The 24,186-nt window shown below is 68.8% G+C and carries 17 protein-coding genes and 1 rRNA gene; 6 read left to right on the top strand and 12 right to left on the bottom strand.

All coding sequences use genetic code 11. From position 1 onward, the window contains the following. Positions 1-3 precede the first annotated feature (3 nt). From KI385_RS32245 to thyX, 4 genes are all read right to left on the bottom strand, one after another. A 16S ribosomal RNA gene (locus KI385_RS32245) occupies positions 4-1,530 on the bottom strand. Positions 1,531-2,168: 638 nt separating this feature from the next. Next, on the bottom strand, positions 2,169-3,854 hold the full coding sequence (locus KI385_RS32240; RefSeq protein ID WP_238575591.1) for a ribonuclease J: 1,686 nt from the start codon (positions 3,852-3,854) through the stop codon (positions 2,169-2,171). 113 nt (positions 3,855-3,967) lie between these two features. After that, positions 3,968-4,867, bottom strand: coding sequence for a 4-hydroxy-tetrahydrodipicolinate synthase (gene dapA, locus KI385_RS32235; protein WP_238575590.1), 900 nt, complete (start codon positions 4,865-4,867; stop codon positions 3,968-3,970). A 196-nt stretch (positions 4,868-5,063) separates the two neighbouring features. After that, entirely contained in the window at positions 5,064-5,822 is a 759-nt protein-coding gene (gene thyX, locus KI385_RS32230; protein WP_238575589.1) for an FAD-dependent thymidylate synthase, read from the bottom strand. 232 nt (positions 5,823-6,054) lie between these two features. On the opposite strand from thyX, the gene KI385_RS32225 reads away from it, so the two are divergent. Together KI385_RS32225 and KI385_RS32220 are read left to right on the top strand one after the other, a co-directional pair. Further along, a complete protein-coding gene (locus KI385_RS32225) occupies positions 6,055-6,294 on the top strand; it encodes a hypothetical protein (RefSeq protein WP_128511724.1) in 240 nt (79 codons plus the stop codon). A gap of 97 nt (positions 6,295-6,391) precedes the next feature. Beyond that, on the top strand, positions 6,392-6,943 hold the full coding sequence (locus KI385_RS32220) for a PH domain-containing protein (RefSeq protein ID WP_238575588.1): 552 nt from the start codon (positions 6,392-6,394) through the stop codon (positions 6,941-6,943). A 68-nt stretch (positions 6,944-7,011) separates the two neighbouring features. Here KI385_RS32220 and KI385_RS32215 read toward each other — a convergent pair whose 3' ends face one another. The 6 genes from KI385_RS32215 to eccD form a co-directional block, all read right to left on the bottom strand. Further along, positions 7,012-7,467: a tetratricopeptide repeat protein gene (locus KI385_RS32215; protein ID WP_238575587.1), complete on the bottom strand. Its 456-nt coding sequence runs from the start codon at positions 7,465-7,467 to the stop codon at positions 7,012-7,014. A gap of 4 nt (positions 7,468-7,471) precedes the next feature. Further along, positions 7,472-8,224 carry a 4-hydroxy-tetrahydrodipicolinate reductase gene (dapB, locus tag KI385_RS32210; protein ID WP_128511721.1) on the bottom strand — a complete coding sequence of 251 codons (753 nt, stop codon included), beginning with the start codon at positions 8,222-8,224 and terminating at the stop codon, positions 7,472-7,474. A 46-nt stretch (positions 8,225-8,270) separates the two neighbouring features. After that, the gene (locus KI385_RS32205) at positions 8,271-9,650 is read right to left on the bottom strand and encodes a M16 family metallopeptidase (RefSeq protein WP_238575586.1); all 1,380 of its coding nucleotides are present in this window, start codon (positions 9,648-9,650) and stop codon (positions 8,271-8,273) included. Next, positions 9,647-11,869 (bottom strand): polyribonucleotide nucleotidyltransferase, encoded by a 2,223-nt coding sequence (locus KI385_RS32200; protein ID WP_238575585.1) that lies wholly within the window; start codon positions 11,867-11,869, stop codon positions 9,647-9,649. The genes KI385_RS32205 and KI385_RS32200 overlap by 4 nt, the downstream gene beginning before the upstream one ends. A gap of 302 nt (positions 11,870-12,171) precedes the next feature. Then, the gene (gene rpsO, locus KI385_RS32195; RefSeq protein ID WP_128511718.1) at positions 12,172-12,459 is read right to left on the bottom strand and encodes a 30S ribosomal protein S15; all 288 of its coding nucleotides are present in this window, start codon (positions 12,457-12,459) and stop codon (positions 12,172-12,174) included. A 154-nt stretch (positions 12,460-12,613) separates the two neighbouring features. Beyond that, positions 12,614-14,077, bottom strand: a complete 1,464-nt coding sequence (eccD, locus tag KI385_RS32190; RefSeq protein WP_238575584.1) for a type VII secretion integral membrane protein EccD — start codon at positions 14,075-14,077, stop codon at positions 12,614-12,616. A 253-nt stretch (positions 14,078-14,330) separates the two neighbouring features. Here eccD and eccCa point away from each other — a divergent pair, with 253 nt between their 5' ends. Then, the gene (gene eccCa, locus KI385_RS32185; protein WP_238575583.1) at positions 14,331-18,287 is read left to right on the top strand and encodes a type VII secretion protein EccCa; all 3,957 of its coding nucleotides are present in this window, start codon (positions 14,331-14,333) and stop codon (positions 18,285-18,287) included. 108 nt (positions 18,288-18,395) lie between these two features. On the opposite strand, the gene KI385_RS32180 is transcribed toward eccCa, so the two are convergent. Together KI385_RS32180 and KI385_RS32175 are read right to left on the bottom strand one after the other, a co-directional pair. Beyond that, positions 18,396-19,133: a WXG100 family type VII secretion target gene (locus KI385_RS32180; protein WP_238575582.1), complete on the bottom strand. Its 738-nt coding sequence runs from the start codon at positions 19,131-19,133 to the stop codon at positions 18,396-18,398. After that, positions 19,130-19,438 (bottom strand): hypothetical protein, encoded by a 309-nt coding sequence (locus tag KI385_RS32175; protein ID WP_128511211.1) that lies wholly within the window; start codon positions 19,436-19,438, stop codon positions 19,130-19,132. The genes KI385_RS32180 and KI385_RS32175 overlap by 4 nt, the downstream gene beginning before the upstream one ends. A 238-nt stretch (positions 19,439-19,676) precedes the next feature. Between KI385_RS32175 and KI385_RS32170 the strand changes: the two genes are divergently transcribed. From KI385_RS32170 to KI385_RS32160, 3 genes are all read left to right on the top strand, one after another. Continuing rightward, positions 19,677-20,078 carry a TEL2 family protein gene (locus KI385_RS32170; protein WP_238575581.1) on the top strand — a complete coding sequence of 134 codons (402 nt, stop codon included), beginning with the start codon at positions 19,677-19,679 and terminating at the stop codon, positions 20,076-20,078. Positions 20,079-20,535: 457 nt separating this feature from the next. Beyond that, positions 20,536-22,686 (top strand): ATP-binding protein, encoded by a 2,151-nt coding sequence (locus tag KI385_RS32165; RefSeq protein ID WP_238575580.1) that lies wholly within the window; start codon positions 20,536-20,538, stop codon positions 22,684-22,686. Beyond that, entirely contained in the window at positions 22,683-24,014 is a 1,332-nt protein-coding gene (locus KI385_RS32160; protein WP_238575579.1) for an SUKH-4 family immunity protein, read from the top strand. Before KI385_RS32165 ends, KI385_RS32160 begins: the two co-directional genes overlap by 4 nt. Positions 24,015-24,186 lie beyond the last annotated feature (172 nt).

The raw sequence follows: 24,186 nt of genomic DNA, 5'->3' as shown, positions 1-24,186 counted from the left end.
TAGAAAGGAGGTGATCCAGCCGCACCTTCCGGTACGGCTACCTTGTTACGACTTCGTCCCAATCGCCAGTCCCACCTTCGACGATTCCCTCCCACAAGGGGTTGGGCCACCGGCTTCGGGTGTTACCGACTTTCGTGACGTGACGGGCGGTGTGTACAAGGCCCGGGAACGTATTCACCGCAGCAATGCTGATCTGCGATTACTAGCAACTCCGACTTCATGGGGTCGAGTTGCAGACCCCAATCCGAACTGAGACCGGCTTTTTGAGATTCGCTCCACCTCGCGGTATCGCAGCTCATTGTACCGGCCATTGTAGCACGTGTGCAGCCCAAGACATAAGGGGCATGATGACTTGACGTCGTCCCCACCTTCCTCCGAGTTGACCCCGGCAGTCTCCTGTGAGTCCCCATCACCCCGAAGGGCATGCTGGCAACACAGAACAAGGGTTGCGCTCGTTGCGGGACTTAACCCAACATCTCACGACACGAGCTGACGACAGCCATGCACCACCTGTACACCGACCACAAGGGGGACCCTGTCTCCAGGGTTTTCCGGTGTATGTCAAGCCTTGGTAAGGTTCTTCGCGTTGCGTCGAATTAAGCCACATGCTCCGCTGCTTGTGCGGGCCCCCGTCAATTCCTTTGAGTTTTAGCCTTGCGGCCGTACTCCCCAGGCGGGGAACTTAATGCGTTAGCTGCGGCACGGACGACGTGGAATGTCGCCCACACCTAGTTCCCAACGTTTACGGCGTGGACTACCAGGGTATCTAATCCTGTTCGCTCCCCACGCTTTCGCTCCTCAGCGTCAGTATCGGCCCAGAGATCCGCCTTCGCCACCGGTGTTCCTCCTGATATCTGCGCATTTCACCGCTACACCAGGAATTCCGATCTCCCCTACCGAACTCTAGCCTGCCCGTATCGAATGCAGACCCGGGGTTAAGCCCCGGGCTTTCACATCCGACGTGACAAGCCGCCTACGAGCTCTTTACGCCCAATAATTCCGGACAACGCTTGCGCCCTACGTATTACCGCGGCTGCTGGCACGTAGTTAGCCGGCGCTTCTTCTGCAGGTACCGTCACTCTCGCTTCTTCCCTGCTGAAAGAGGTTTACAACCCGAAGGCCGTCATCCCTCACGCGGCGTCGCTGCATCAGGCTTTCGCCCATTGTGCAATATTCCCCACTGCTGCCTCCCGTAGGAGTCTGGGCCGTGTCTCAGTCCCAGTGTGGCCGGTCGCCCTCTCAGGCCGGCTACCCGTCGTCGCCTTGGTAGGCCATCACCCCACCAACAAGCTGATAGGCCGCGGGCTCATCCTTCACCGCCGGAGCTTTCCACACACAGACCATGCGGTCGTGTGTCATATCCGGTATTAGACCCCGTTTCCAGGGCTTGTCCCAGAGTGAAGGGCAGATTGCCCACGTGTTACTCACCCGTTCGCCACTAATCCACCCCGAAAGGCTTCATCGTTCGACTTGCATGTGTTAAGCACGCCGCCAGCGTTCGTCCTGAGCCAGGATCAAACTCTCCGTGAATGTTTTCCCGGCTGCGTTTAATTAAAAACTGCGGGTGACACTCGCGTTGAGCGGAACGAGTGGGCGGAATAAGCCCTCTCGTTCACAGCGTCCTCGCTGTGTGTTGCCTACCGGCACATAGTGTCGATAGGACTTTCAAAGGAACCTCATCCGCCGGATGCTTCCGGCTGGACGGGGTATCAACATATCTGGCGTTGACTTTTGGCACGCTGTTGAGTTCTCAAGGAACGGACGCTTCCTTTGTGCCTGTCTCACCAGGCTCTCCGGGCGCTTCCCTTCGGTCTTGCGTTTCCGACTCTATCAGATCCTTGCGGCTCCGATTTTCGCCGGTGCGATTCGGCCTTTCGGCTTCTTCGCGATTCCGACTCTATCAGACCCTTTTCGTTCCCTGCTTCTCGAAAGTCGCAGTCGGTTCGAATTCGGTCCGATTTCCCGTCGGAGGGGGTTTGCCTTTCGGCTGATCCGACTTTATCAGATTGCTCTGGGTCGGAATTCCGCCGGTTTCGGGAGGCGCTCCGTACGCACAAGCGTGTGGGGCTTCCCGTTCTGGCGGAGACGTAAACGTACTGGAGCGGGGCGCCCGGATGCAAATCCGGGCGCCCCGCTCCGACTTGAGTGCCTTCGTACGGCTCTGTGCGTCAGACCTCGACGACCACAGGGAGGATCATCGGGCGGCGGCGGTAGTTGTCCGACACCCACTTGCCGACCGAGCGGCGGACCAGCTGCTGGAGCTGGTGCGGCTCCGTGATGCCGTCCTGCGCCGACTTGGCCAGCGCCTCGTCGATCTTGGGGATCACGCCGGAGAAGGCCGCGTCATCGATACCCGAGCCACGAGCGTGGATGTTCGGGCCGCTGACGATCTTGCCGGTGCTGCTGTCCACGACCACATAGACCGAGATGATGCCCTCGTCGCCCAGGATGCGGCGGTCCTTGAGGTGGGCCTCGGTGACATCGCCGACCGAGAGGCCGTCGACGTAGACGTAGCCGGCCTGGACCTTGCCGACGATCCTTGCGACGCCGTTGACGAGGTCGACCACGACGCCGTCCTCGGCGATGACGATCCGGTCCTTCGGTACGCCGGTCAGTGCGCCCAGTTCGGCGTTGGCGCGCAGATGGCGCCATTCGCCATGTACCGGCATCAGGTTCTTCGGCTTGCAGATGTTGTAGAAGTACAGCAGCTCGCCGGCCGAGGCGTGGCCCGAGACATGGACCTTGGCGTTGCCCTTGTGGACGACGTCCGCGCCCCACCTGGTGAGGCCGTTGATCACGCGGTAGACCGCGTTCTCGTTGCCCGGGATGAGGGACGACGCCAGGATCACCGTGTCGCCCTGGACGATCCGGATCTGGTGGTCGCGGTTGGCCATCCGGGAGAGGGCCGCCATCGGCTCGCCCTGGGAGCCGGTGCAGACCAGCACGACCTCGTCGTCGGGGAGATCGTCGAGGGTCTTGACGTCGACGACCAGGCCGGCCGGGACCTTCAGATAGCCCAGCTCGCGGGCGATGCCCATGTTGCGGACCATCGAGCGGCCGACGAAGGCGACCCGGCGGCCGTACTCATGGGCCGCATCGAGGATCTGCTGGATGCGGTGCACATGGCTGGCGAAGCTGGCGACGATGATGCGCTTCTGGGCGTTCGCGAACACCGTGCGCAGGACGTTGGAGATGTCCCGCTCGGGCGGGACGAATCCCGGGACCTCGGCGTTCGTGGAGTCGGAGAGGAGAAGGTCGATGCCTTCCTCGCCGAGCCGCGCGAAGGCGGGGAGGTCGGTGAGGCGCCGGTCCAGCGGGAGCTGGTCCATCTTGAAGTCGCCGGTGTGCACCACCATGCCCGCGGGGGTGCGGATGGCGACGGCCAGCGCGTCGGGGATGGAGTGGTTGACCGCGACGAACTCGCAGTCGAAGACACCGATCTTCTCGGTGTGCCCCTCCTTCACCTCAAGGGTGTAGGGGCGGATGCGGTGCTCCTGGAGCTTGGCCTCGATCAGGGCGAGGGTCAGCTTGGAGCCGATGAGCGGGATGTCCGGCTTCTCGCGCAGGAGGTAGGGGACACCGCCGATGTGGTCCTCGTGGCCGTGCGTGAGCACGATGCCGTCGATGTCGTCGAGGCGATCCCTGATGGACGAGAAGTCCGGCAGGATCAGGTCGATTCCGGGCTGCTCCTCCTCGGGGAAAAGCACTCCGCAGTCGACGATCAGCAGCCGGCCGCCGTATTCGAAGACCGTCATGTTGCGGCCGATTTCGCCCAGGCCGCCGAGGGGGGTGACGCGCAGGCCGCCCTTGGGAAGCTTCGGCGGAGCGCCGAGCTCGGGATGCGGATGACTCAAAAGACTCTCCTCACCACACGCGCCACGCTGCCTTCGAGGCACGTGGCGCGCATGACATTCGTGCACTTGCTATGTGGCGGTTGTTGGTCCGTATTCAGTTATGAAGTCTGTGTTCAGAGCTGTACCCCGCCGGCGGCGAGATCGCGCGTGAGCTGTTCGGTCTCCTCGGGGGAGAGCTCGACGAGCGGCAGGCGCAGCGGACCCGCGGGCAGGCCCTGGAGGCCGAGCGCGGCCTTGGTGGTGATCACGCCCTGGGTGCGGAACATGCCGGTGAAGACGGGCAGCAGCTTCTGGTGGATCTCGGTGGCCTTGGTGACATCGCCGTTGAGGTGGGCGTCCAGGAGGGCGCGCAGCTCGGGGGTGACGACATGGCCGACCACGGAGACGAAACCGACGGCGCCGACCGAGAGCAGCGGGAGGTTGAGCATGTCGTCGCCGCTGTACCAGGCGAGGCCGGAGCGGGCGATGGCCCAGCTGGCGCGGCCGAGGTCGCCCTTGGCGTCCTTGTTGGCGACGATCCGGGGGTGCTCGGCCAGCCGGACGATGGTCTCGGTGTTGATCGGGACACCGCTGCGGCCGGGGATGTCATAGAGCATGACCGGCAGGTCGGTGGCGTCCGCGATGGCCGTGAAGTGCCGCAGCAGGCCCTCCTGGGGCGGCTTGCTGTAGTACGGCGTCACGGCGAGCAGGCCATGGGCGCCGGCGTCCTGGGCGGCGCGGGCGAGCTCAAGGCTGTGGTGGGTGTCGTTGGTGCCGGCTCCGGCTACGACAAAGGCGCGGTCGCCGACCGCATCGACCACCGCGCGGACCAGCTGGGCTTTCTCCGCATCGCTGGTGGTCGGAGACTCTCCGGTGGTGCCGTTGACGACGAGGCCGTCATTGCCGGCGTCCACCAGATGGGCGGCGAGCCGCTGCGCGCCGTCGAGGTCGAGAGCGCCATCCGCCGTGAACGGCGTGACCATGGCGGTCAGCACCCGCCCGAAGGGGGTCTGCGGTGTGGAAGTCGGAGCCATGGGTCCCACGCTACTCGTAGCTCACCGCGGGATGCGCCCCTGGGGAGCAGGGATGTGGACTCCGGCACTGCCTGCTCGGGGGTTCAAGCAGTGCCGGGTCCGTCTGTTCAGCGTAGATGAACTTCTCAAAATGCCGCAATCCGGACACTTCGCACTTCTGTCCTGCGCGCTCCGGGATCCGGCCTGCCGCCTGGCCTTACGGAGCGATCCGGCCGTTCGCATTGAATGCGCCGTACGTGAGCGGCATGAGCTTGGCCCAATGGGCCTCCATCTGCTCGCCGACCATCTCGATCTCGCGCTGCGGGAAGGAGGGGACCGCGGCGAGCTCGTGCTGCGTACGCAGACCGAGGAAGTGCATCAGGGAGCGTGCGTTGCACGTCGCGTACATGGAGGAGAACAGGCCGACGGGGAGCACCGCGCGGGCGACCTCGCGGGCGACGCCGGCGGCGAGCATCTCCTGGTAGGCCTCGTACGCCCGGTGGTAGGAGTCCTCCATGACACGGCCGGTGAGCTCGTGCTGCGCCTGGGTGCCCTCGACGAATTCGTACTTCCCGGGGCGGCCCTGCTGGACGAGCTTGCGGGACTCACCGGGGACGTAGAAGACCGGGTCCAGCTGGCGGTAGCGGCCGGACTCCTCGTTGTAGGACCAGCCGACGCGGTGCCGCATGAACTCGCGGAAGACGAAGATCGGTGCGCTGATGAAGAACGTCATGGAGTTGTGCTCGAAGGGGCTGCCGTGACGGTCCCGCATGAGGTAGTTGATCAAGCCCTTGGAGCGCTCCGGGTCCTTCTGGAGCTCCTCGAGGGACTGCTCGCCGGCCGTGGAGACACGGGCCGCCCAGAGCACGTCGCTGTCCGCGGCGCTGTGCTTGACCAGCTCGACCGTCACCTCGCTCCGGAAGCTGACGGCTGCACTGTCAGGGCTCTCAGTGCTCTCGGCGGGGGTGTGGGACACCGGCGGTTCCTTCCAATCGATCCTCGTGCGCGACCAGCCTACGGCCCGCCACCGACAGTCCGGGAAATGCGTCGTGATGCCGCGTTAGCCGCAAAAGGGACGCTCTATAGCAGGGCGCGGAACGGCGGTTGATATTTTTCACAGAAGTGCCGGAAAACGGGCACCAATCGGGCGCCGCAGACGTCTACCCCTGTGACAGTGCCCACTTCGAGGTTCCTAGGAGAGCCCGCTCATGTTCCGCCGGCGAGAGCCCGTCCCGTTCGCCTTCGTTGCCGAGGCAGACCGGTTCCGCAGCAATGTCACTCCCCCGCCGCGCCAGCGCGCGTCCCGCGCGCAGCTCGTAGGCCAGTCACTGATCACGCTGACAGTCGTGGGCGGCCTGGCCGGCGCCCTGCTGTTCGGCGTTCCCGCACTGCAGCAGGACAGTTCCACCTCGAGTCGGGTGCATCAGTCAGAGGCCGCCCACCGCTGAACGGGCGGGCGGGGCGTGCCGCAAAGTGGTTCCGTCCCGCCGGTCCCGATAACCTCACCGGTCACAGCTCCAGTGTGCCCATGAGTGAGGATCAGCCGTGCCCCTGCCCTTTCTGACGGCCGACCGCGACCTCGAGACCCATGACGCGGAATCGGCCGCGCTCCCGCACGACGAGCCCGACCACTGGCGCCGTCCCTACCGCCCCGGACCGTGGCGCGTAGGGGCGGCGGCGGTGCTTTTGCTGCTCGCCTCGTTCGTGCTGCTCTCCGCGATGATCACCGCGATGGCCGGCTCGCTGCCCGGCGCCGCGGCCTGTTCCGTGGTGGCGGCGCTGATGATCGCCCTCGCGGTACGGCTGCTGAGGGTGGGCGTATGGGTCAGCGCGCAAGGACTACGGCAGGTGAATCTGCTGCGTACGGCGACGGAGCCGTGGAGCGCCATCGCCTCCGTCCGTACGGTGCAGCAGCCGGTGCGCTGGCTGGGGCTGCCTCGGACGGTGCAGGGGCAGGCGCTGATCATCGAGCGCAGGCAGGGCGAGCCGCTGCGGGCGCTGCTCACGGACCACAACGGCGATTTTCTGTCCCGCCCGGAGGCGTTCGAGCGGGCCGCGGATGTGCTGGAGGCGTGGGAGGCGGAGTACCGCCACTGAGCCCCGGTGCCCGGCGCTCGCCTCTCGCGTGCACCGGGCGTCGTACCGAGCCCGTACGGACAGGCCTGCTAGGCGGTCCGTACGGGCTTCTTGTCGTGCAGGGCGATGGCGCGCTGCATGGCCTTGCGGGCGCGCGGGGTGTCCCGGGCGTCGTGGTAGGCGACGGCGAGCCGGAACCATGTGCGCCAGTCGCCGGGCGCGTCCTCCGTCTCGGCCTGCCGCTTGGCGAACACCGCGTCGGCCGCGTCCCGGTCGATCCGGCCGCCGGGGGTCCGCGCCGGCTCGTCGGCCGGCAGCCCGCCCTCGACCTCCAGCGCATGCGCCAGCCGGTGGGCGTCGCGCGCGAAGCGGGTGTTGTGCCAGAGGAACCAGGCGCCGATGCACGGCAGCAGGAACGCCACCGCCCCCATGCCCATGGCCGCCGGCTCACCGGTCAGCAGAAGCAGCACGCCCTCCAGTCCCACCACGCCGAAGACGATCACCAGCACGGTGGCGAGGAAGAAGTACGTGATCTTTCCGCCCATGCCGTCAGCCCAGGTCGAGGAAGTTTTCCAGGCCCACGGTCAGGCCCGGAGTGGTCACCACGCGGCGCACACCGAGCAGGATGCCCGGCATGAAGCTGCTGTGGTGGAGGGAGTCATGGCGGATGGTGAGGGTCTCGCCCTCCCCGCCGAACAGCACCTCCTGGTGCGCCAGCAGACCGCGCAGCCGTACCGAGTGCACGGGAACGCCGTCCACGTCCGCGCCGCGGGCACCCTCCAGGGCGGTGCTGGTGGCGTCCGGCTGCGGGGCGCAGCCGGCCTCCTCGCGGGCCTTGGCGATCAGCTGGGCGGTGCGGGCCGCGGTGCCGGACGGGGCGTCCGCCTTCTTCGGGTGGTGCAGCTCGACGACCTCGACCGACTCGAAGAAACGGGCCGCCTGCTGCGCGAACTGCATGGTCAGCACCGCGCCGATGGAGAAGTTCGGGGCGATGAGCACGCCCGCCCCGGGCGAGGCGGCGAGCGAGGTGCGCAGCTGCGCGAGGCGCTCATCGGTCCAGCCGGTGGTGCCGACCACCGCATGGATGCCGTGACGCACACAGAAGTCGAGGTTGCCCATCACCGCGCCGGGGTTGGTCAGCTCGACGACGACCTGGGCGCCGGCCTCGACCAGCGTCTCCAGCTTGTCCCCCCGGCCGAGTCCGGCGACCAGCTCCATGTCCTCGGCGGCCTCGACGGCCCGTACGGCCTCGGAGCCGATGCGCCCCTGGGCTCCGAGTACGGCCACACGCAGCTTGCTCATCGTTTCCAGTCTCTCTCTCGGTGGTACGGCGGCAGGCCCTGCGGCCCTACGCGACGACCTCGTCCAGCCGGGCCGCCTGCCGGTCCTTCAGGGGGCCGATGACGGCCAGCGAGGGGCGCTGGCCCAGTACATCGCGGGCCACCTCGCGCACCTCGTCCGGGGTGACGGCCGCTATCCGGGCGAGCATCTCGTCGACCGACATCTGCTCGCCCCAGCACAGCTCGCTCTTGCCGATGCGGTGCATCAGCGCGCCGGTGTCCTCCAGACCGAGGACGGTCGATCCGCGCAATTGGCCGATCGCCCGGTGGATCTCGTCGTCGCTGAGGCCATGGGTCGCGACCTGGTCGAGTTCGTCGCGGCAGATCTTGAGTACGTCGTGCACCTGGTTCGGGCGGCAGCCGGCGTAGACGCCGAACAGGCCGCAGTCGGCGAAGCCCGAGGTGTACGAGTACACGCTGTAGGCCAGGCCGCGCTTCTCGCGGACCTCCTGGAAGAGACGGGAGCTCATCCCGCCGCCCAGGGCGGTGTTCAGCACGCCCATCGCCCAGCGCCGGTCGTCGGTACGCGCCATACCGGGCATTCCGAGGATCACATGGGCCTGCTCGGTCTTGCGGTTGAGCTGCTCGACGCGGCCGGCGGTGCGGATGGCGCGCGTGCCGGAGCGCGGCGCGATCGGGGTGGCGTCGACGCGGTCCAGGGCCCCGGCCTGCTCGAAGGCGCGGCGGACCATGCGGACGACCTTGGCGTGGTCGATGTTGCCGGCGGCCGTGACGACGAGGTGGGTGGGGTCGTAGTGCTTCTTGTAGAAGCGGCGGATGCGCTCGGGGGTGAGGGCGTTGACCGTGTCGACGGTGCCCAGGACGGGGCGGCCGAGCGGGGTGTCACCGAGCATGGTGTGCGCGAACAGGTCGTGCACACAGTCGCCCGGGTCGTCCTCGGTCATCGCGATCTCTTCGAGGATGACGCCGCGCTCGGCGTCCACGTCCTCGGCCTCGATCAGCGAGCCGGTGAGCATGTCGCACACCACGTCTATGGCGAGCGGCAGATCGGTGTCCAGCACCCGCGCGTAGTAGCAGGTGTACTCCTTCGCGGTGAAGGCGTTCATCTCGCCGCCGACCGCGTCGATCGCGGCGGAGATGTCCAGGGCGCTGCGCCGCTCGGTGCCCTTGAAGAGCAGGTGCTCAAGGTAGTGCGTGGCGCCGTTGAGGGACGGGGTCTCGTCGCGGGAGCCGACGTGCGCCCAGATCCCGAAGGTGACCGAGCGGACCGTCGGCAGCGTCTCGGTGACGATACGCAGGCCGCCGGGGAGGGTGGTCCGGCGGACCGTGCCGGCGCCCGCGGTGCCCTTGAGAAGCGTTTGGGTACGGGCGACGGCCCGCCCCTCCGAAGAGGTGCGGGCCGTCGTCCTGTGCGTACGGGACGTCACTTGTCGGTGTCGTCCTTCGTGTCGGCCTTGGCGGCCTCCTCGTCCTCGATCACGGGGATCAGGGAGAGCTTGCCGCGCTGGTCGATCTCGGCGATCTCGACCTGGACCTTGGCGCCCACCGCGAGCACGTCCTCGACGTTCTCCACGCGCTTGCCACCGGCGAGCTTGCGGATCTGCGAGATGTGCAGCAGGCCGTCCTTGCCCGGGAGCAGGGAGACGAACGCACCGAAGGTGGTGGTCTTGACGACCGTGCCCAGGTAGCGCTCGCCGACCTCCGGCATGGTCGGGTTGGCGATGCCGTTGATCGTGGCGCGGGCGGCCTCGGCGGCCGGGCCGTCGGCGGCACCGATGTAGATGGTGCCGTCGTCCTCGATCGTGATGTCGGCGCCGGTGTCCTCCTGGATCTGGTTGATCATCTTGCCCTTGGGGCCGATGACCTCACCGATCTTGTCCACCGGGATCTTGACGGTGATGATCCGCGGGGCGTTCGGGGACATCTCGTCCGGGACGTCGATGGCCTCGTTCATCACATCGAGGATGTGGAGGCGGGCGTCGCGGGCCTGCTTCAGCGCGGCGGCCAGGACCGAGGCGGGGATGCCGTCGAGCTTGGTGTCGAGCTGCAGCGCGGTGACGAACTCCTTGGTACCGGCGACCTTGAAGTCCATGTCACCGAAGGCGTCCTCCGCACCGAGGATGTCGGTGAGGGCGACGTAGTGCGTCTGGCCGTCGATCTCCTGGGAGATCAGACCCATGGCGATACCGGCGACAGCGGCCTTGAGGGGCACACCGGCGTTCAGCAGCGACATGGTCGAGGCGCAGACCGAGCCCATGGACGTCGAGCCGTTGGAGCCCAGCGCCTCGGAGACCTGACGGATCGCGTACGGGAACTCCTCGCGGGTCGGCAGCACCGGCACGATGGCGCGCTCGGCCAGCGCGCCGTGGCCGATCTCGCGGCGCTTGGGCGAGCCCACGCGGCCGGTCTCACCGACGGAGTACGGCGGGAAGTTGTAGTTGTGCATGTAGCGCTTGCGGGTCACCGGGGAGAGGGTGTCCAGCTGCTGCTCCATGCGGAGCATGTTGAGGGTGGTGACGCCCAGGATCTGGGTCTCGCCACGCTCGAACAGGGCCGAGCCGTGCACCCGCGGGATCGCCTCGACCTCGGCGGCGAGCGTACGGATGTCCGTGACGCCACGGCCGTCGATGCGGACCTTGTCCTTGATGACGCGCTCGCGCACCAGGGACTTGGTCAGCGACCGGTAGGCGGCGGAGATCTCCCGCTCGCGGCCCTCGAACTGCGGCAGCAGCTTCTCGGCGGCCAGACCCTTGACGCGGTCCAGCTCGGCCTCGCGGTCCTGCTTGCCCGCGATGGTCAGCGCCTGGGCCAGCTCGTCCTTGACGGCGGCGGTCAGCGCCTCCAGGACGTCGTCCTGGTAGTCGAGGAAGACCGGGAACTCGCCGGTCGGCTTGGCGGCCTTGGCGGCGAGGTCCGACTGGGCCTTGCACAGCACCTTGATGAAGGGCTTGGCGGCCTCGAGACCGGCGGCGACGACCTCCTCGGTCGGCGCCTCGGCACCGTCCTTGACCAGCTGGATGGTCTTCTCGGTGGCCTCGGCCTCGACCATCATGATCGCGACGTCGCCGTCCGGCAGGACACGGCCGGCCACGACCATGTCGAAGACGGCGTTCTCCAGCTCGGTGTGGGTCGGGAACGCGACCCACTGGCCGTTGATCAGCGCGACACGGGTGCCGCCGATCGGGCCGGAGAAGGGCAGACCGGCCAGCTGCGTGGAGCAGGAGGCGGCGTTGATGGCGACCACGTCGTAGAGGTGGTCGGGGTTGAGCGCCATGATCGTCTCAACGATCTGGATCTCGTTGCGCAGGCCCTTCTTGAAGGAGGGGCGCAGCGGCCGGTCGATCAGCCGGCAGGTGAGGACGGCGTCCTCGGAGGGACGGCCCTCACGGCGGAAGAAGGAACCGGGGATCTTCCCGGCTGCGTACATCCGCTCCTCGACGTCGACGGTCAGCGGGAAGAAGTCCAGCTGGTCCTTCGGCGTCTTGGAAGCGGAGGTGGCCGACAGCACCATGGTGTCGTCGTCCAGGTACGCCACGGCGGAACCGGCGGCCTGCTTGGCCAGGCGGCCCGTCTCGAAGCGGATGGTGCGGGTGCCGAAGGAACCGTTGTCGATAACGGCCTCGGCGTAGTGGGTCTCGTTCTCCACCAGGAATATCTCCTCGTCTGCGTCTGCTGCCCGTGTGGCGGCAGACCGTCTTCGGTGGAGCGCCGGTGCGGGCCGGTCTTCGATCGAAGCACCCGGAGTGGTGACGCATGGTGTCCATGGATCATCCGGGGGCCACTACCGAGGACCGGCGGCCAGGAGGCGCTCCTACCGCGTTCGCTTTTGCGATATGGCACCAGACTACAAAGCTTCCGTCCACTATGAGGTGGCGTAGGCATCCGGTGCGTACGGCAAAGGGAGCGGCCCCCGGTGGGAACCGCTCCCTCTGCGGCGCTTTTTTTGGACTACTTGGCGCCCGCCGCGCCGCGGCGGATGCCCAGGCGCTCGACCAGCGCGCGGAAGCGCGTGATGTCCTTCTTCGCCAGGTACTGCAGCAGGCGACGGCGCTGGCCGACGAGCAGCAGCAGACCACGGCGGGAGTGGTGGTCGTGCTTGTGGGTCTTGAGGTGCTCGGTCAGGTCCGAGATGCGGCGGGTGAGCATCGCAACCTGAACCTCGGGGGAGCCGGTGTCACCCTCCTTGGTGGCGAACTCGGCCATGATCTGCTTCTTCGTAGCGGCGTCGAGCGACACGCGGTACTCCTCAGTGGTTTCGGCCCGTGAGCGCCCCTGGTTTGCTTCACAGGGAATCTTGGATGACTCGACCGGACCGTCACACAGCGTACCAGTTGGAAAACGGCCCCCCGACCGGGTGGTCGGGGGGCCGTATCCGGGGACGGTGGGCGTACTAGCTGCTGGTGAGGCCGCGCACCTTGCCGTAGACGTCCAGGACCGCCAGGCACAGCGGCACCAGGGACAGCAGGACCAGACCGTCGAAGATGTCGAAGATCCGTCCCCAGAAGGGGGTGACACCCTTGCGGGGGACGACCAGACCGACGCCCACCAGGAGGGCGGCGCCCGCCGCGATGCTGCTGGAGAACCAGACGGTGCGGATGTTCAGCGGACCGGAGTCCTGGTACTGCAGGAGGTCGACGAAGATGTTCTGCGGCGGGTGCAGCGTGATACCCAGGATCAGCAGGACGATCGTCAGGATGCCGGCGATGGTCAGACAGGCGACCTGCGCCGTGTAGTCGAAGAGCCGGGCCCGAAGCATGATCGTGATGCCCGCGGCCAGCGCGAGCAGCTGGGCCCACATGTTGTCGGAGAAGCCGAGGACGATACCGGCCGAGCCGACGACCAGGGCGGCGCAGCCGGCGACGAGGCCGAGCAGCAGCTCGTGGCCGCGCTTGGCCTGGTTGCCGATCTTGACGAAGTCGACGGACTCGGTCTCGCCGCCGTTGTCGAAGGAGCCCTTGGCGATCTGGTCGGGCGACTTGTAGCCGATGGGCAGACGGGCGAAGCGGGCGGAGAGTCCGGGCAGCCAGGCGACCAGCGCGATGGAGACGACGGCGGTGACGGCGGCGACCTCGCGGGGCGCGGCGTCGGTGAGGATCGCGGCGAAGACGGCGAGGGTGCCGATGGCGGCCAGGAAGGCGGCCGCGACGAAGGGGGCGTCACCGCGCGGCAGCAGGACCACCAGAAGCACGGAGGCGATGAGTACGGTCACACAGCCGACGAGGAGGTGCAGCCGACCGGGGCCGCCACCGCCCTCGACGGGGAAGATGCCGGAGCCGGCGAGCAGCAGATGCGGCAGGGCGGAAAGGCCCAGCGCGATGGAGGAGCCGTGGTCGTCGTAGACCCGGGCGCGGACGCCGGCCAGTGCGACCAGGACGATGCCGACGACGCCGGCGATGATGCCGGGCAGGCGGTGCATGTCGCGGTCGACGGGGTTCGAGAACCACAGGGCGAACGCCATCATGACGAGCAGCAGCACACCGGCGGTGAGGCCGACGACATGCATGAGGTCGTCGCTCCAGCGGCTGCGGTTGCGCTTGACCGCGGAGGCGACGGCGTCGGAGACATCGTCGAAGACCGGGAGCGGCAGCGACTCGGCGAACGGCTTCAGGAGAAGCAGGTCGCCGTCGAGGATCTGCTGCTGCGCGAGCGACTGTCCGGCGTCGAGAACCGTGCCGTCGCGGCGTACGAGGTGATAGCCGGTGGGTGCACCCTCGGCCTGGGACTGCCCGGAGAGCCGCAGGATCTCCGGATAAATGTCGACGAGTGCGACGTCCTCCGGCAGAGCCACATCGATCCGTGCATCCGGCGCGGCGACTGTGACCCGGCAAAAGCCGGTGCCAGTGCTCGTGCTCACCTGGCGGTTCCCCCTATCCGTTGGGCGTTTTGTCGCTTCGCGCGCCGTATATATAGAGCCGTCTCTGCGGGGCCGTGGCGCGCTCGCGGTGCGTCAGCGTACCGTCCGATTCGGCGACCGCCCCACCCACCCCGAGACTTGACGCTTAACAGTAGGATCAACGCCTGCGTCGGGCCAAGGACTTGGCTCGGGGGACCGTCGAACCAACGGGGGCGGTCCGAGTCTGCGACATGCATGAAGGACTGATGCCTCGGTGAGCGTTGTCATCGTCAAGCGCCCGCCCCGCGCGCTGCCACCCGAAGTCCCCTCGGAGGAGGTGACACTCGAGGCGCCTCCGGAGCTTCCGCGTGAGGGCGAATCAGAGAACATGCTGATGACCCTGATGCCCATGATGGGTATGGCGTCCTCGGCGGGTTTCTTGTTCATGGGGAACCAGCCGTTCATGAAAATCATGGGCGGCTTTATGGTGGCGTCCACCCTGGCAATGGCGATCGTACAGATCGTCAAGGCTCGGCAAGGGCCTTCCGGGCAAATGGTTCAGGAGCGCCAGGATTACCTCAAGTACCTTACGCAGAAGCGGAAAGAGGTACGGCGCACCGCGCGCAAGCAGCGGGACGCGCAGCTGTTCACCCATCCCGACCCGAGCCAGCTGTGGTCCATCGTGGCCGAGGGCAAACGGGTATGGGAACGCCGGGCGACCGATCCGGACTTCGGACAGGTACGTCTGGGGCTCGGGCCGCAGCAGCTGTCCACTCCGCTCAGGGCTCCGGAGACCGCTCCGGTCGACGAGCTGGAGCCGCTCACCGCGCATGCGATGAAGGAATTCCTCGACAAGCACGGCCATTTGGACAACCTGCCGCTGGCGGTTTCGCTGCGCGCCTTCTACCACCTGACCGTCTCCGGTGACCCGGACACGGTCTACGGCGCCTCCCGCGCCATCATCGCCCAGCTCTGCACCCTGCATTCGCCCGAGGACCTGGTGGTGGCGGTCGTCGCCGCGCCCGGTGCGCAGGCGGAGTGGGAGTGGACGAAGTGGCTGCCGCAGGTGCAGGACAAGACCACCGACGGTGCGGGTTCGCGCCGGCTGGTGGTCGGCGACCTCGGTGAGATCGAGGAACTGCTGGCGGACGACCTGGAGGGCCGTGGGCGGTTCAACCCGCAGGGCACTCCGGTGACCGACACCCCGCATGTGGTGCTCGTGCTGGACGGCGGCGAGGTGCCGATGGACTCGGTGATCGCCGGGGCCGAGGGCCTGCAGGGCGTCACCATCCTGGAGGTCGTACCGGGCGATCTGGACGAGATCCGCGGCGGTCTGGCCGTACAAGTGTGGCCGGGCAAGCTGGTGCTGGAGTCGGCCAGCGGCGCGGTCTACCACGGTGTCTGCGACACCCTGTCGATCCCCGAGGCGGAGGCGCTGGCGCGTCAGCTGGCCCCGCTGCGGGCGGGTTCCGGTGCGGACGGCGAGGAGCCGCTGCTGTCGAACCTGGACTTCACCGACCTGATGAACATCGGTGACGCCGGTTCCGTCGATGTGTCGCGTACGTGGCGGCCGCGGACGCTGCACGAGCGGCTGCGGGTGCCGATCGGTGTCGACAAGGACGGCCAGCCCGTCATGCTCGACATCAAGGAGGCCTCGCAGGAGGGCATGGGCCCGCACGGACTGTGTGTCGGTGCGACCGGTTCCGGTAAGTCCGAGGTGCTGCGCACCCTGGTGCTCGCGCTCGCGGTCACGCACTCCTCGGAGACCCTCAACTTCATCCTCGCGGACTTCAAGGGTGGCGCCACCTTCACCGGTATGTCGGAGATGCCGCACGTCGCGGCGGTCATCACCAACCTCGGTGAGGACGTCACACTGATCGACCGCATGCGCGACTCGATCACCGGTGAACTCCAGCGCCGTCAGGAGCTGCTGCGCTCGGCGGGCAACTACGCCAACATCACCGACTACGAGAAGGCGCGTGCCGCGGGTGCCCCGCTGGACCCGCTGCCGTCGCTGGTGATGGTGCTCGACGAGTTCTCCGAGCTGCTGACCGCCAAGCCCGACTTCATCGACATGTTCATCCAGATCGGCCGTATCGGCCGTTCGATGGGTGTGCACATGCTGCTCGCCTCGCAGCGTCTGGAAGAGGGCAAGCTGCGCGGTCTGGACACCTTCCTGTCCTACCGGCTGGGTCTGCGGACGTTCTCCGCGGCCGAGTCGCGGACCGCGATCGGTGTGCCGGACGCCTACCACCTGCCGAACGTTCCCGGTTCCGGCATCCTGAAGTACGACACCGAGACGATGGTCCAGTTCAAGGCCGCGTATGTCTCCGGTCCGTACCGCGGCCCGGGTGCCGGCGGTGGCCCCGGCGGCCGCCGTACGACGCGGATGCCGGTGCCGTTCACGGCAGCCCCGGTCATCGAGCAGATCATCGAGGACCCCACCCCCATCGAGCCGGTCGAGCCGGAGCAGGACGACGCGCTCGCCGACACCGTGCTGGACGTCATCGTCCAGCGCATGCAGGGCCAGGGCCCGCCGGCGCACCAGGTGTGGCTGCCGCCGCTGGACGAGCCGCCGACGGTCAACCAGCTGCTGCCGGCGCTCGCGGTCACGCCCGAACGGGGTGTGCACGCGCCGGAGTACACCGCGCTCGGCAAGCTCGTGGTGCCGGTCGCGCTGGTGGACAAGCCGTTCGAGCAGCGTCGTGACGTGATGTACCTGGACTTCTCCGCCGGTGCCGGTCACGGTCTGGTCGTGGGTGGTCCGCAGTCCGGCAAGTCCACGCTGATCCGGTCCGCGATCGCCTCGTTCGCGCTCACCCACACCCCGTCCGAAGTGCAGTTCTACTGCCTCGACTTCGGCGGCGGCGGCATGCTGACCATGGAGGGGCTGCCGCACGTCGGCGGTGTCGCCTCGCGTCTGGACGCGGAGAAGGTGCGCCGTACGGTCTCCGAGGTCGTCGGGATCCTCAACGAGCGCGAGGAGTTCTTCCGGGCCAACAGCATCGACTCGATCGGGACCTACCGCCAGCGGCGGGCCTCGGGCGCCTTCCCCGACCAGAAGTGGGGCGACGTCTTCCTGGTCATCGACGGCTGGGCGACGTTCAAGACCGACTACGAGCAGATGGACCCGGTGATCCTGGACATCGCCGCCCGGGGTCTCGGTTTCGGTGTCCACCTGATCATCGCCGGCGCGCGCTACACCGAGGTGCGGCCCGCGCTGCGCGACCAGCTCCTCAACCGCGTCGAGCTGCGCCTGGGTGACCCGATGGAGTCGGAGTTCGACCGCAAGCGCGCGGAGAACGTCCCGATGGGCAAGCCGGGTCGCGGTATGTCCCCCGAGAAGCTCGACTTCCTGGCGGCGCTGCCGCGTCTGGACGGGATGAGCGACCCGGAGACGCTCAGCGACGGCATTGCGAACCTGGTGTCGACGGTCAGCGAGCACTGGCAGCACGAGCCCGCCCCCAAGGTGCGGATGCTGCCGACGATGCTGCACGTCAACGAGCTGCCCAAGGGCAGCGACTACCCGGAGCACGGCATCGCGATCGGTGTCGACGAGACCACGCTGTCGCCGGCGTTCATCGACTTCGAGACCGACCCGCTGCTGGTCATCTACGGCGAGAGCGAGTCGGGCAAGTCGTCGCTGCTGCGTCTGCTGACCAAGCAGATCGCCGAGCGGTACCCCTCCGACAAGGCGCTGATGGTGGTCTCCGACTACCGCCGTGCGCTGCTCGGCGAGGTCCCCGAGAGCCATCTGTACAAGTACTGCGCCGCGGGACCGCAGCTGCAGGAGGTCATCAGCGGTCTGGCCGGTTCGCTGGGCCGACGGATGCCCGGGCCGGACGTCACGCCGGAGCAGCTGCGCAACCGCAGCTGGTACGACCTGCCGGACGCGTTCGTGATCGTGGACGACTACGACCTGGTGGCGACCAGCAGCGGCAACCCGCTGCAGCCGCTGCTGGAGTACCTGCCGTTCGCCCGTGACCTGGGTCTGCGCCTGATCATCGCGCGCAGCTCCTCGGGTGCCGGACGGTCCTCGTTCGAGCCCGTGATGCAGCGCACCAAGGAGCTCGGTGCGCAGGGTCTGATCCTCTCGGCCGACCCGGCCGAGGGCCCGCTGATGGGCAACATCAAGGGCCAGAGCCTGACGCCCGGACGGGCGACGTTCATCACGCGTAAGCGCGGTGCGCAGCTGGTCCAGACGGGCTGGCTGCCGGCGAACGGCCGCTGACCGGCCACACGCACAACGGCGGTGGGGCGTCCCTCCTGGGAGGGGCGCCCCACCGCCGTTTCGTCTGTGCGCCCGGTACGTCCGCGTCGGCGTGCCGGCCTGTGTGCGTCAGCCGAAGGCGCCGTGCTGGGTGGTGTCGGGCCCGGCCTCGCCCCCGGACGCCGGGGCGCCCTTGGGCTCGGCCGCGGCGGCAGGGGCGGCAAGGACGGCGGGATTGGAGTCCGCGCCCTTCTTCTCCGGTTTGGCCTTCGGGTCCCGCTCGTCGCCCGGGGCCGGCTCCGCGCCGGCCGGCTGGGTCCGTACGCCCTTGGCGAGGCCCTCGCCGCCGCGGGTCTTGGCCTCGCCGGCCTGCGCCGGTCCGAACGGGTCGGGCCCGTGCGCCGCCGTGGAGGTCTCCCACTGGTGCCGTACGACCGGTCCCTGGCGCTGGCCGCCGCCTCCGCCGCGCTTGCCGAACGCGCCGCCGAGGCCGTTGGCGAGCTGGCCGAGCGCCATGAAGCCGTAGGCGAGCTCGGGGCCGGAGGACGACTGCGAGCCTCTGGAGGAGCTGTTGGCGGACGACGCCTCGTGCTGCTCGCCGTGCGCGTCGTTGTCGTCCGGCTGCGCCGCGGCGGTCTCCAGGTCCGCCGCGGCCAGTTCGAAGGCCGGCAGCGAGTCGTCGACGGACCGCTTGAGGCGGTGCCACTCCCCCGCGAACGCCTCGCCCGCCGGGCCGTGCCAGTTGGCCGCGGCGGCGGTGCCGACGTGCCGGTCCAGGTCGCGTACGAGGCCGTCGAGGTGCTTGCCCATCTCCCGCCAGCCGGCCGCCGCTTCGTGCAGTGCCTCGGGGTTGCGTCGCTCGCTCACTTGACGCTCCGCATCATCTCGACCATCTCGTCCTCGGCCGCCTGCGTGTTCGCGACGGTCTCCTTGATGCCGCTGCCGACCTCGGCGAGCCGCTGTTGCAGCTGCACGAGGGCGTGTTCGGCCTGCTCGTACAGCTCACGGTACGGACGGGCCGCCTCGTGGCTGCCGAATCCGTCCCGCAGGGCCTCGGCATCCGCCCGCCGTCTGAATGCGGCCAGCTGCCGGCTCAGTTCTTCCGCGCGAATCTCGAAGGTCGCACCTAGCTTGTGCAACTCCTCCGTACTGAGCCGGACTTCGTCGGACATCATTTCTCCCCGAATTGAATGACAGCTGCCTGCCAACATCGCCTCAGGTCTAGCACACCCGCAATAGGCCCGAAGCCCTCAGTGGAGCGGCCGGCCGGCGGACCATGGAATGCATACGGAGCAATATGCGGCAATACCGACAACCCCCGCCTTGACGACCTGTTCACATCCGTCATTAGACTCAGGACGCCGGTGCAGCACATGCGGTTGCTGTGCCACCACGTTCAAGGGGGCAGACATGAGCAATGAGCGGCAGATCCAGGACGAGGACCTGATGGACGTCGCCCAGGATCCGGAGCAGGCGCACCGGCTGCGGAAGGCACTGAAGGTCCTGGCGGAGAACCCCAATGTCGGCGGCAAGCTCCAGGAGATGGCCCAGGAGGTGCTCTCCGGCCGCATCGGCATGAAGGACGCCATCGAGACGCCGGGGTACATGGACGCGCTGGGCGACCGGATGAACCAGATCCGGCGGGCCGCGGAGGACCAGACGATGGCCGAGCGCGAGGAGTCGCGCGAGAAGTTCGCCGCCTGGCAGAAGGAGCAGGAAGAGAAGGAAGACCAGGAGCGCGCCGAGCGCGACGGTCCGTCGGGCAACATCGTGACCGCCCCGCGGCGCGGTGGCCGCAGCCACCGGGGCTGACCGGATCACGGGCGGGCGGTCCGGGGTGATCGCCCCGGCCACCCGGCGCCCAGTGGACCGACGGCTCGGCGGCTGGACGTAATTCCTCTCCTCTTACGCCGGCTTACGGTCGCCGAAATCAGTTCAAAGAGTTCATAGCGTTCAGAGAGTTCAAAGAGCCGATACGGAAGAAAGCAGATCCGCCGCCGGAGTAAATCGGGCAGAGGGTAGATCTGCTTCCTTTCCGCACAAGGCGATCTCGTTTTCTCCACAACGGGCCACGGGGACAACCGTCATCACGCTCGCCCCACGAGTCACCGACGCGACAGCCCGCACACCCGCCCCGGCCTGCGTGTTCCAGTTCCGGAACAGCCGGCCCCGCGCCGTCCCGTGCGCGCGGCCCGGATCATAAGATCGAGCCGGTACACGCACGAATCCACGAAGGTGGAGAGCGGGATTGATGGGGGACGAGGAAGCCATGAGCGCCTCAGACGAAAGAACCGCCGCAACGGCCGGATATGCACCGCATCCGTACATCGGCGGCCGCACCGCCGCGCTCCGCGCGCTCGCGGCCTGGCGTATGCGGTGGCCCGGTGCGCCGCGCGTCATCGTGCTCACCGGAAACCCGGGCAGCGGGTGTTCGCGCCTGGTCACCGGCTTCCTGATGATGTGCGACCCCGACTACCGCAAGCGGCTGCCGCTGGACGACCTGGACCCGGCGACGGTGCCTCCGGAGCTTCCGGCGCCCGCCGTGCCGAGCCCCACGGGACTCACCGCGGCCCAGGTGCTGTGGCTGCTCGCCGATCACTTCGACCTGAGCGCCGACCGCAGCGAGGACATCTTCACCGAACTCGCCGCTCGTGAAGAGCCGGTGACGATCGTGGTGCCGGACGTCGACCAGGCCGGTCCGGTACGCGCCGCGCACGAGCCGGCGCGCCTCGTACGGGACGTGCTCAAGCCGCTCGCCGCCACCGAAACGGTTCAGCTGCTCGCCGATGTGCCGCGCGAACTGGCGGCGGAGCTGGCCGAGGCGCTGCCGCACGGGCAGGTCCGGATCATCGACCTCGACGCGCCCGAGTGGGCCGACCCCAAGGGCCTGGTACGGCACGCCGACACCGCGCTCAACCCCGAGTTCGGGGCGCCCCAACTCCCGTACACCACCGACCCGTCCGGGCGCCGGGCGCTCGCCGAGGCGATGGCACAGCGCGCGGACGGCAGTCGGCTGACCCTCCAGCTCGCCGTGCAGTCGGTGCTCATGCAGCCCGACGGCTTCGACCCGGCGGACGCTTCCCTGCTGCCCGGCAGCGTCGGCGAGGCACTCGATCTGCACGCCCGCCGGCTGGGCGCCGATCCGCAGACCCTGCGGCTGATGCTGGCTCCGCTCGCGTTCGCCGAGGGCGAGGGCCTGCCCGTCCAGCTGTGGGGCGCGCTGGCGAACGCGGTCGCCGGACGGGACCTGAGCCAGGACATCGCCGACGGCATGCTGCTGGCCGCGCCGTTCATCGAGCCGGTCGGGGCTTCCCAGGACGAGGACGGCGACGGCGACGGCGACAGCGGTGACGCCGACGAGGACGGGGCCGACGGCCCCGGCGACGGCCGTACGCTGCTGCGCCTGATGCACCCCGGTATCGCCGAGGAGATCCGCTCCGGCCTGCCCGACGTCCGCGACGCGCAGACCAAGCTCGCCATGGCGCTGCTCGAAGCCGTGCCCCAGCAGGACTGGTCCCAGGCCGATCCGTACATCCGCGACCATCTCGCGGCACACACCCTCGAAGCCGGTCTGCTCCCCCAACTCCTCACCGACCCGGGCCTGTTCGCACACGCCGACCCGGTGACGCTGCGGACCGCCATCGAAGCCGTACCGCTCGAACAGCTCGGCGCACCGGCCCGTACGTACCTGCGCATCGCCCCGCTGCTCACCCGCTCCCAGGCGCCGGCCGACCTGCGGGCGGCGCTCCTGGAGAGCGCCTTCGTCGAGGACGGGCTGGCGCCGTACGCGGAGGCGCTGCACACGCTCGGCTTCGCCCTGCCGTGGCGCACGCTCTGGAGCGTGCCACTGACCGGTGTCCGCGCCGTGACGACCGGCTCGCTGCCTCTGGAGGGCGCGGACGGCGCCGCAGCGGATGCGACCGAGGGCGGCGAGAGCCCGGCCCCGGCACCCGGTGGCACCGCCGCCACACGCCCCGTCGCCGCCCTCGTCGTCCCCGTGGGCACCCCCGGATCGCGTCCGGTGCCCGGCCCGGACGGCGAGGCGCCCGAGAACGGCGGACCGGCCCTCCTCCTCCACGATCTGCTGGCCCCCGGCTATCTCGACGCCGACCCGTCGCAGGTGCTGCGCCCCTCGGAGGAGGCAGTGGCGGCGGCGCCCTTCGGGCTCAGCCACGGCGCCGACTATCTGCGGATCTGGGCCCGCACGAGCCAGAAGGTGGTGGCCGCGCTGCTCTCCGACTCCCCGATCACCGGCGCCGATCTCTCGCCGGACGGTGTGCTCGTCGTCGCCACCGAGCGCGGCGTGACCGCCCGGCAGATCATCGCGGCCGTCCCCGCCACCACCCCCACCGTGCCGGCCCAGCGCGCCGGCACCGCTGATGCCGACGCTTCCCACGGCCTCGAAGGAGACCACTCGTGATCACCCAGGCGCAGGCACAGGCCACCGCCGCCCGCTGGCTCAACCCCGAAGGTCATCAGGGCCCGCCGCGTGAGGTGGCCATGGAGGAGTTCGACCTCGGCTGGGTGGTGTGGGCCGTACCGCCGCCCCCGGAGGTCGACCCGGAGACCGGGCAGCGCCGCCCGCCCGCCGAGGTCGGCGCCGCATGCGGTGTCGTCGACCGGGCATCCGGCGATCTGACGGTATGGCCGTCCGTACCCGTCGACGAGGTCGTACGGATGTACCAGCAAAAGCACGGCGCCGGGACGGACGCGGCCCCCGCTGAACCCGCCGGGCCGCCGGTCACCGGACCCGGCAACACCGCCGTCGCCACCTACAACGACCCCTCGACCGGCGAGGAGACCAGCCTCGCCCGCGTCTCGGCGCCCGGACAGCCGCCCGTCGAGTACCAGCTGTACGACGAGCTGCGGCGGCTGGGCGTGAACGCCGCGGACGTCCGCGCGGTCCACACCGACCTGCGGCCGGCCCTGCTGCCCGGCGGCTACCCGGGCGACTTCATCCTCCGCACCTTCCCGAACGCCACCTTCTCCTGCACCGAGGGCTACGGCATGCGGCCCGAGGAGCGCGCCGAGGGCATCGCCGGGCTGCTGCGGCACGTCGCGATGATGCACCAAGTGGCGGGCCAGCAGCCGCCGCCGCAGCCGCACCGGCTGCCGGTTCCGCAGGGCGTCGAGGCCGCGCCGCAGATGCGGGATGTGGCGCTCGGCAAGCACCTCGTGGAGGTCTTCGGCCCCGAGGGCGTACGCCGCCCGGACGCCGACGACCTCGCCCCGACGCAGCTGCCCGAGGCCACCAAGAGCACGCTGATCTGGTCCGGGCTGCCGGCCCAGGTGCCGTACTTCTTCACCGCGGACCAGCCCGGCACCCCGCCGGCCGGTGGGATGTTCACCGACGTGGCGACATATCTGCGCGGGATCGGCACCGAGGCCCAGGAGCAGACCCTGGCAACCCTCGCCGGCTACGTCCGGATCGGCACGGACGGCCTCTACACCGTCGCCGTCCAGTGCACCGCTCCGGAGCAGAACCAGAGCCTGATCGGCACCGTCTGGGCGGTCCAGCCGTCCTCCGGCGGCGGCCGGTTCGTCAACCGCACCCTCTCCGCGTACCTGCGCTCACTCGCGCTGCTCACCACCACGCGCCGTCAGATGCAGGGCATGGACCCCCACGCGGCGGGCACCGCGGTCGCCACCTTCCAGGAACAGATCGCGGCGATCGACTCGTGGGCCCTGGATGACGCCGGCAACTGGTGGTCGCTGGTCATCGAGCAGATGTGGCACGGGTTGTTCTGAGGTCGGGCGGTTGGGGTTGTTCTGAGGTCGGGCGGTTGTTCGGTCCGGGCCGAGGGGGTCGCCTTGGTCCGGGCTGACAGTCGTCGCTCCGGTCCGGGCTGGGGTGGGGGCCCGGCGCCGCCACGGTCCGGACTGAGGTGGGGGCCCGGCGCCGCCACGGTCCGGACTGAGA

Source organism: Streptomyces inhibens (assembly GCF_022221585.1).
In the GTDB taxonomy this organism is placed as follows: domain Bacteria; phylum Actinomycetota; class Actinomycetes; order Streptomycetales; family Streptomycetaceae; genus Streptomyces; species Streptomyces inhibens.
Note: the sequence above shows the minus strand (reverse complement) of the source record. Positions and strands in the feature narration are given on the sequence as shown.

Excerpts from the sequence above, each read along its gene's own strand:
- KI385_RS32215 (WP_238575587.1), bottom strand. The coding sequence starts at position 7,467 with ATGGGCGGAAAGATCACGTACTTCTTCCTCGCCACCGTGCTGGTGATC.
- dapA (WP_238575590.1), bottom strand. The coding sequence starts at position 4,867 with ATGGCTCCGACTTCCACACCGCAGACCCCCTTCGGGCGGGTGCTGACC.
- KI385_RS32225 (WP_128511724.1), top strand. The coding sequence starts at position 6,055 with ATGTTCCGCCGGCGAGAGCCCGTCCCGTTCGCCTTCGTTGCCGAGGCA.
- KI385_RS32175 (WP_128511211.1), bottom strand. The coding sequence starts at position 19,438 with ATGTCCGACGAAGTCCGGCTCAGTACGGAGGAGTTGCACAAGCTAGGT.
- KI385_RS32170 (WP_238575581.1), top strand. The coding sequence starts at position 19,677 with ATGAGCAATGAGCGGCAGATCCAGGACGAGGACCTGATGGACGTCGCC.
- dapB (WP_128511721.1), bottom strand. The coding sequence starts at position 8,224 with ATGAGCAAGCTGCGTGTGGCCGTACTCGGAGCCCAGGGGCGCATCGGC.
- KI385_RS32165 (WP_238575580.1), top strand. The coding sequence starts at position 20,536 with ATGAGCGCCTCAGACGAAAGAACCGCCGCAACGGCCGGATATGCACCG.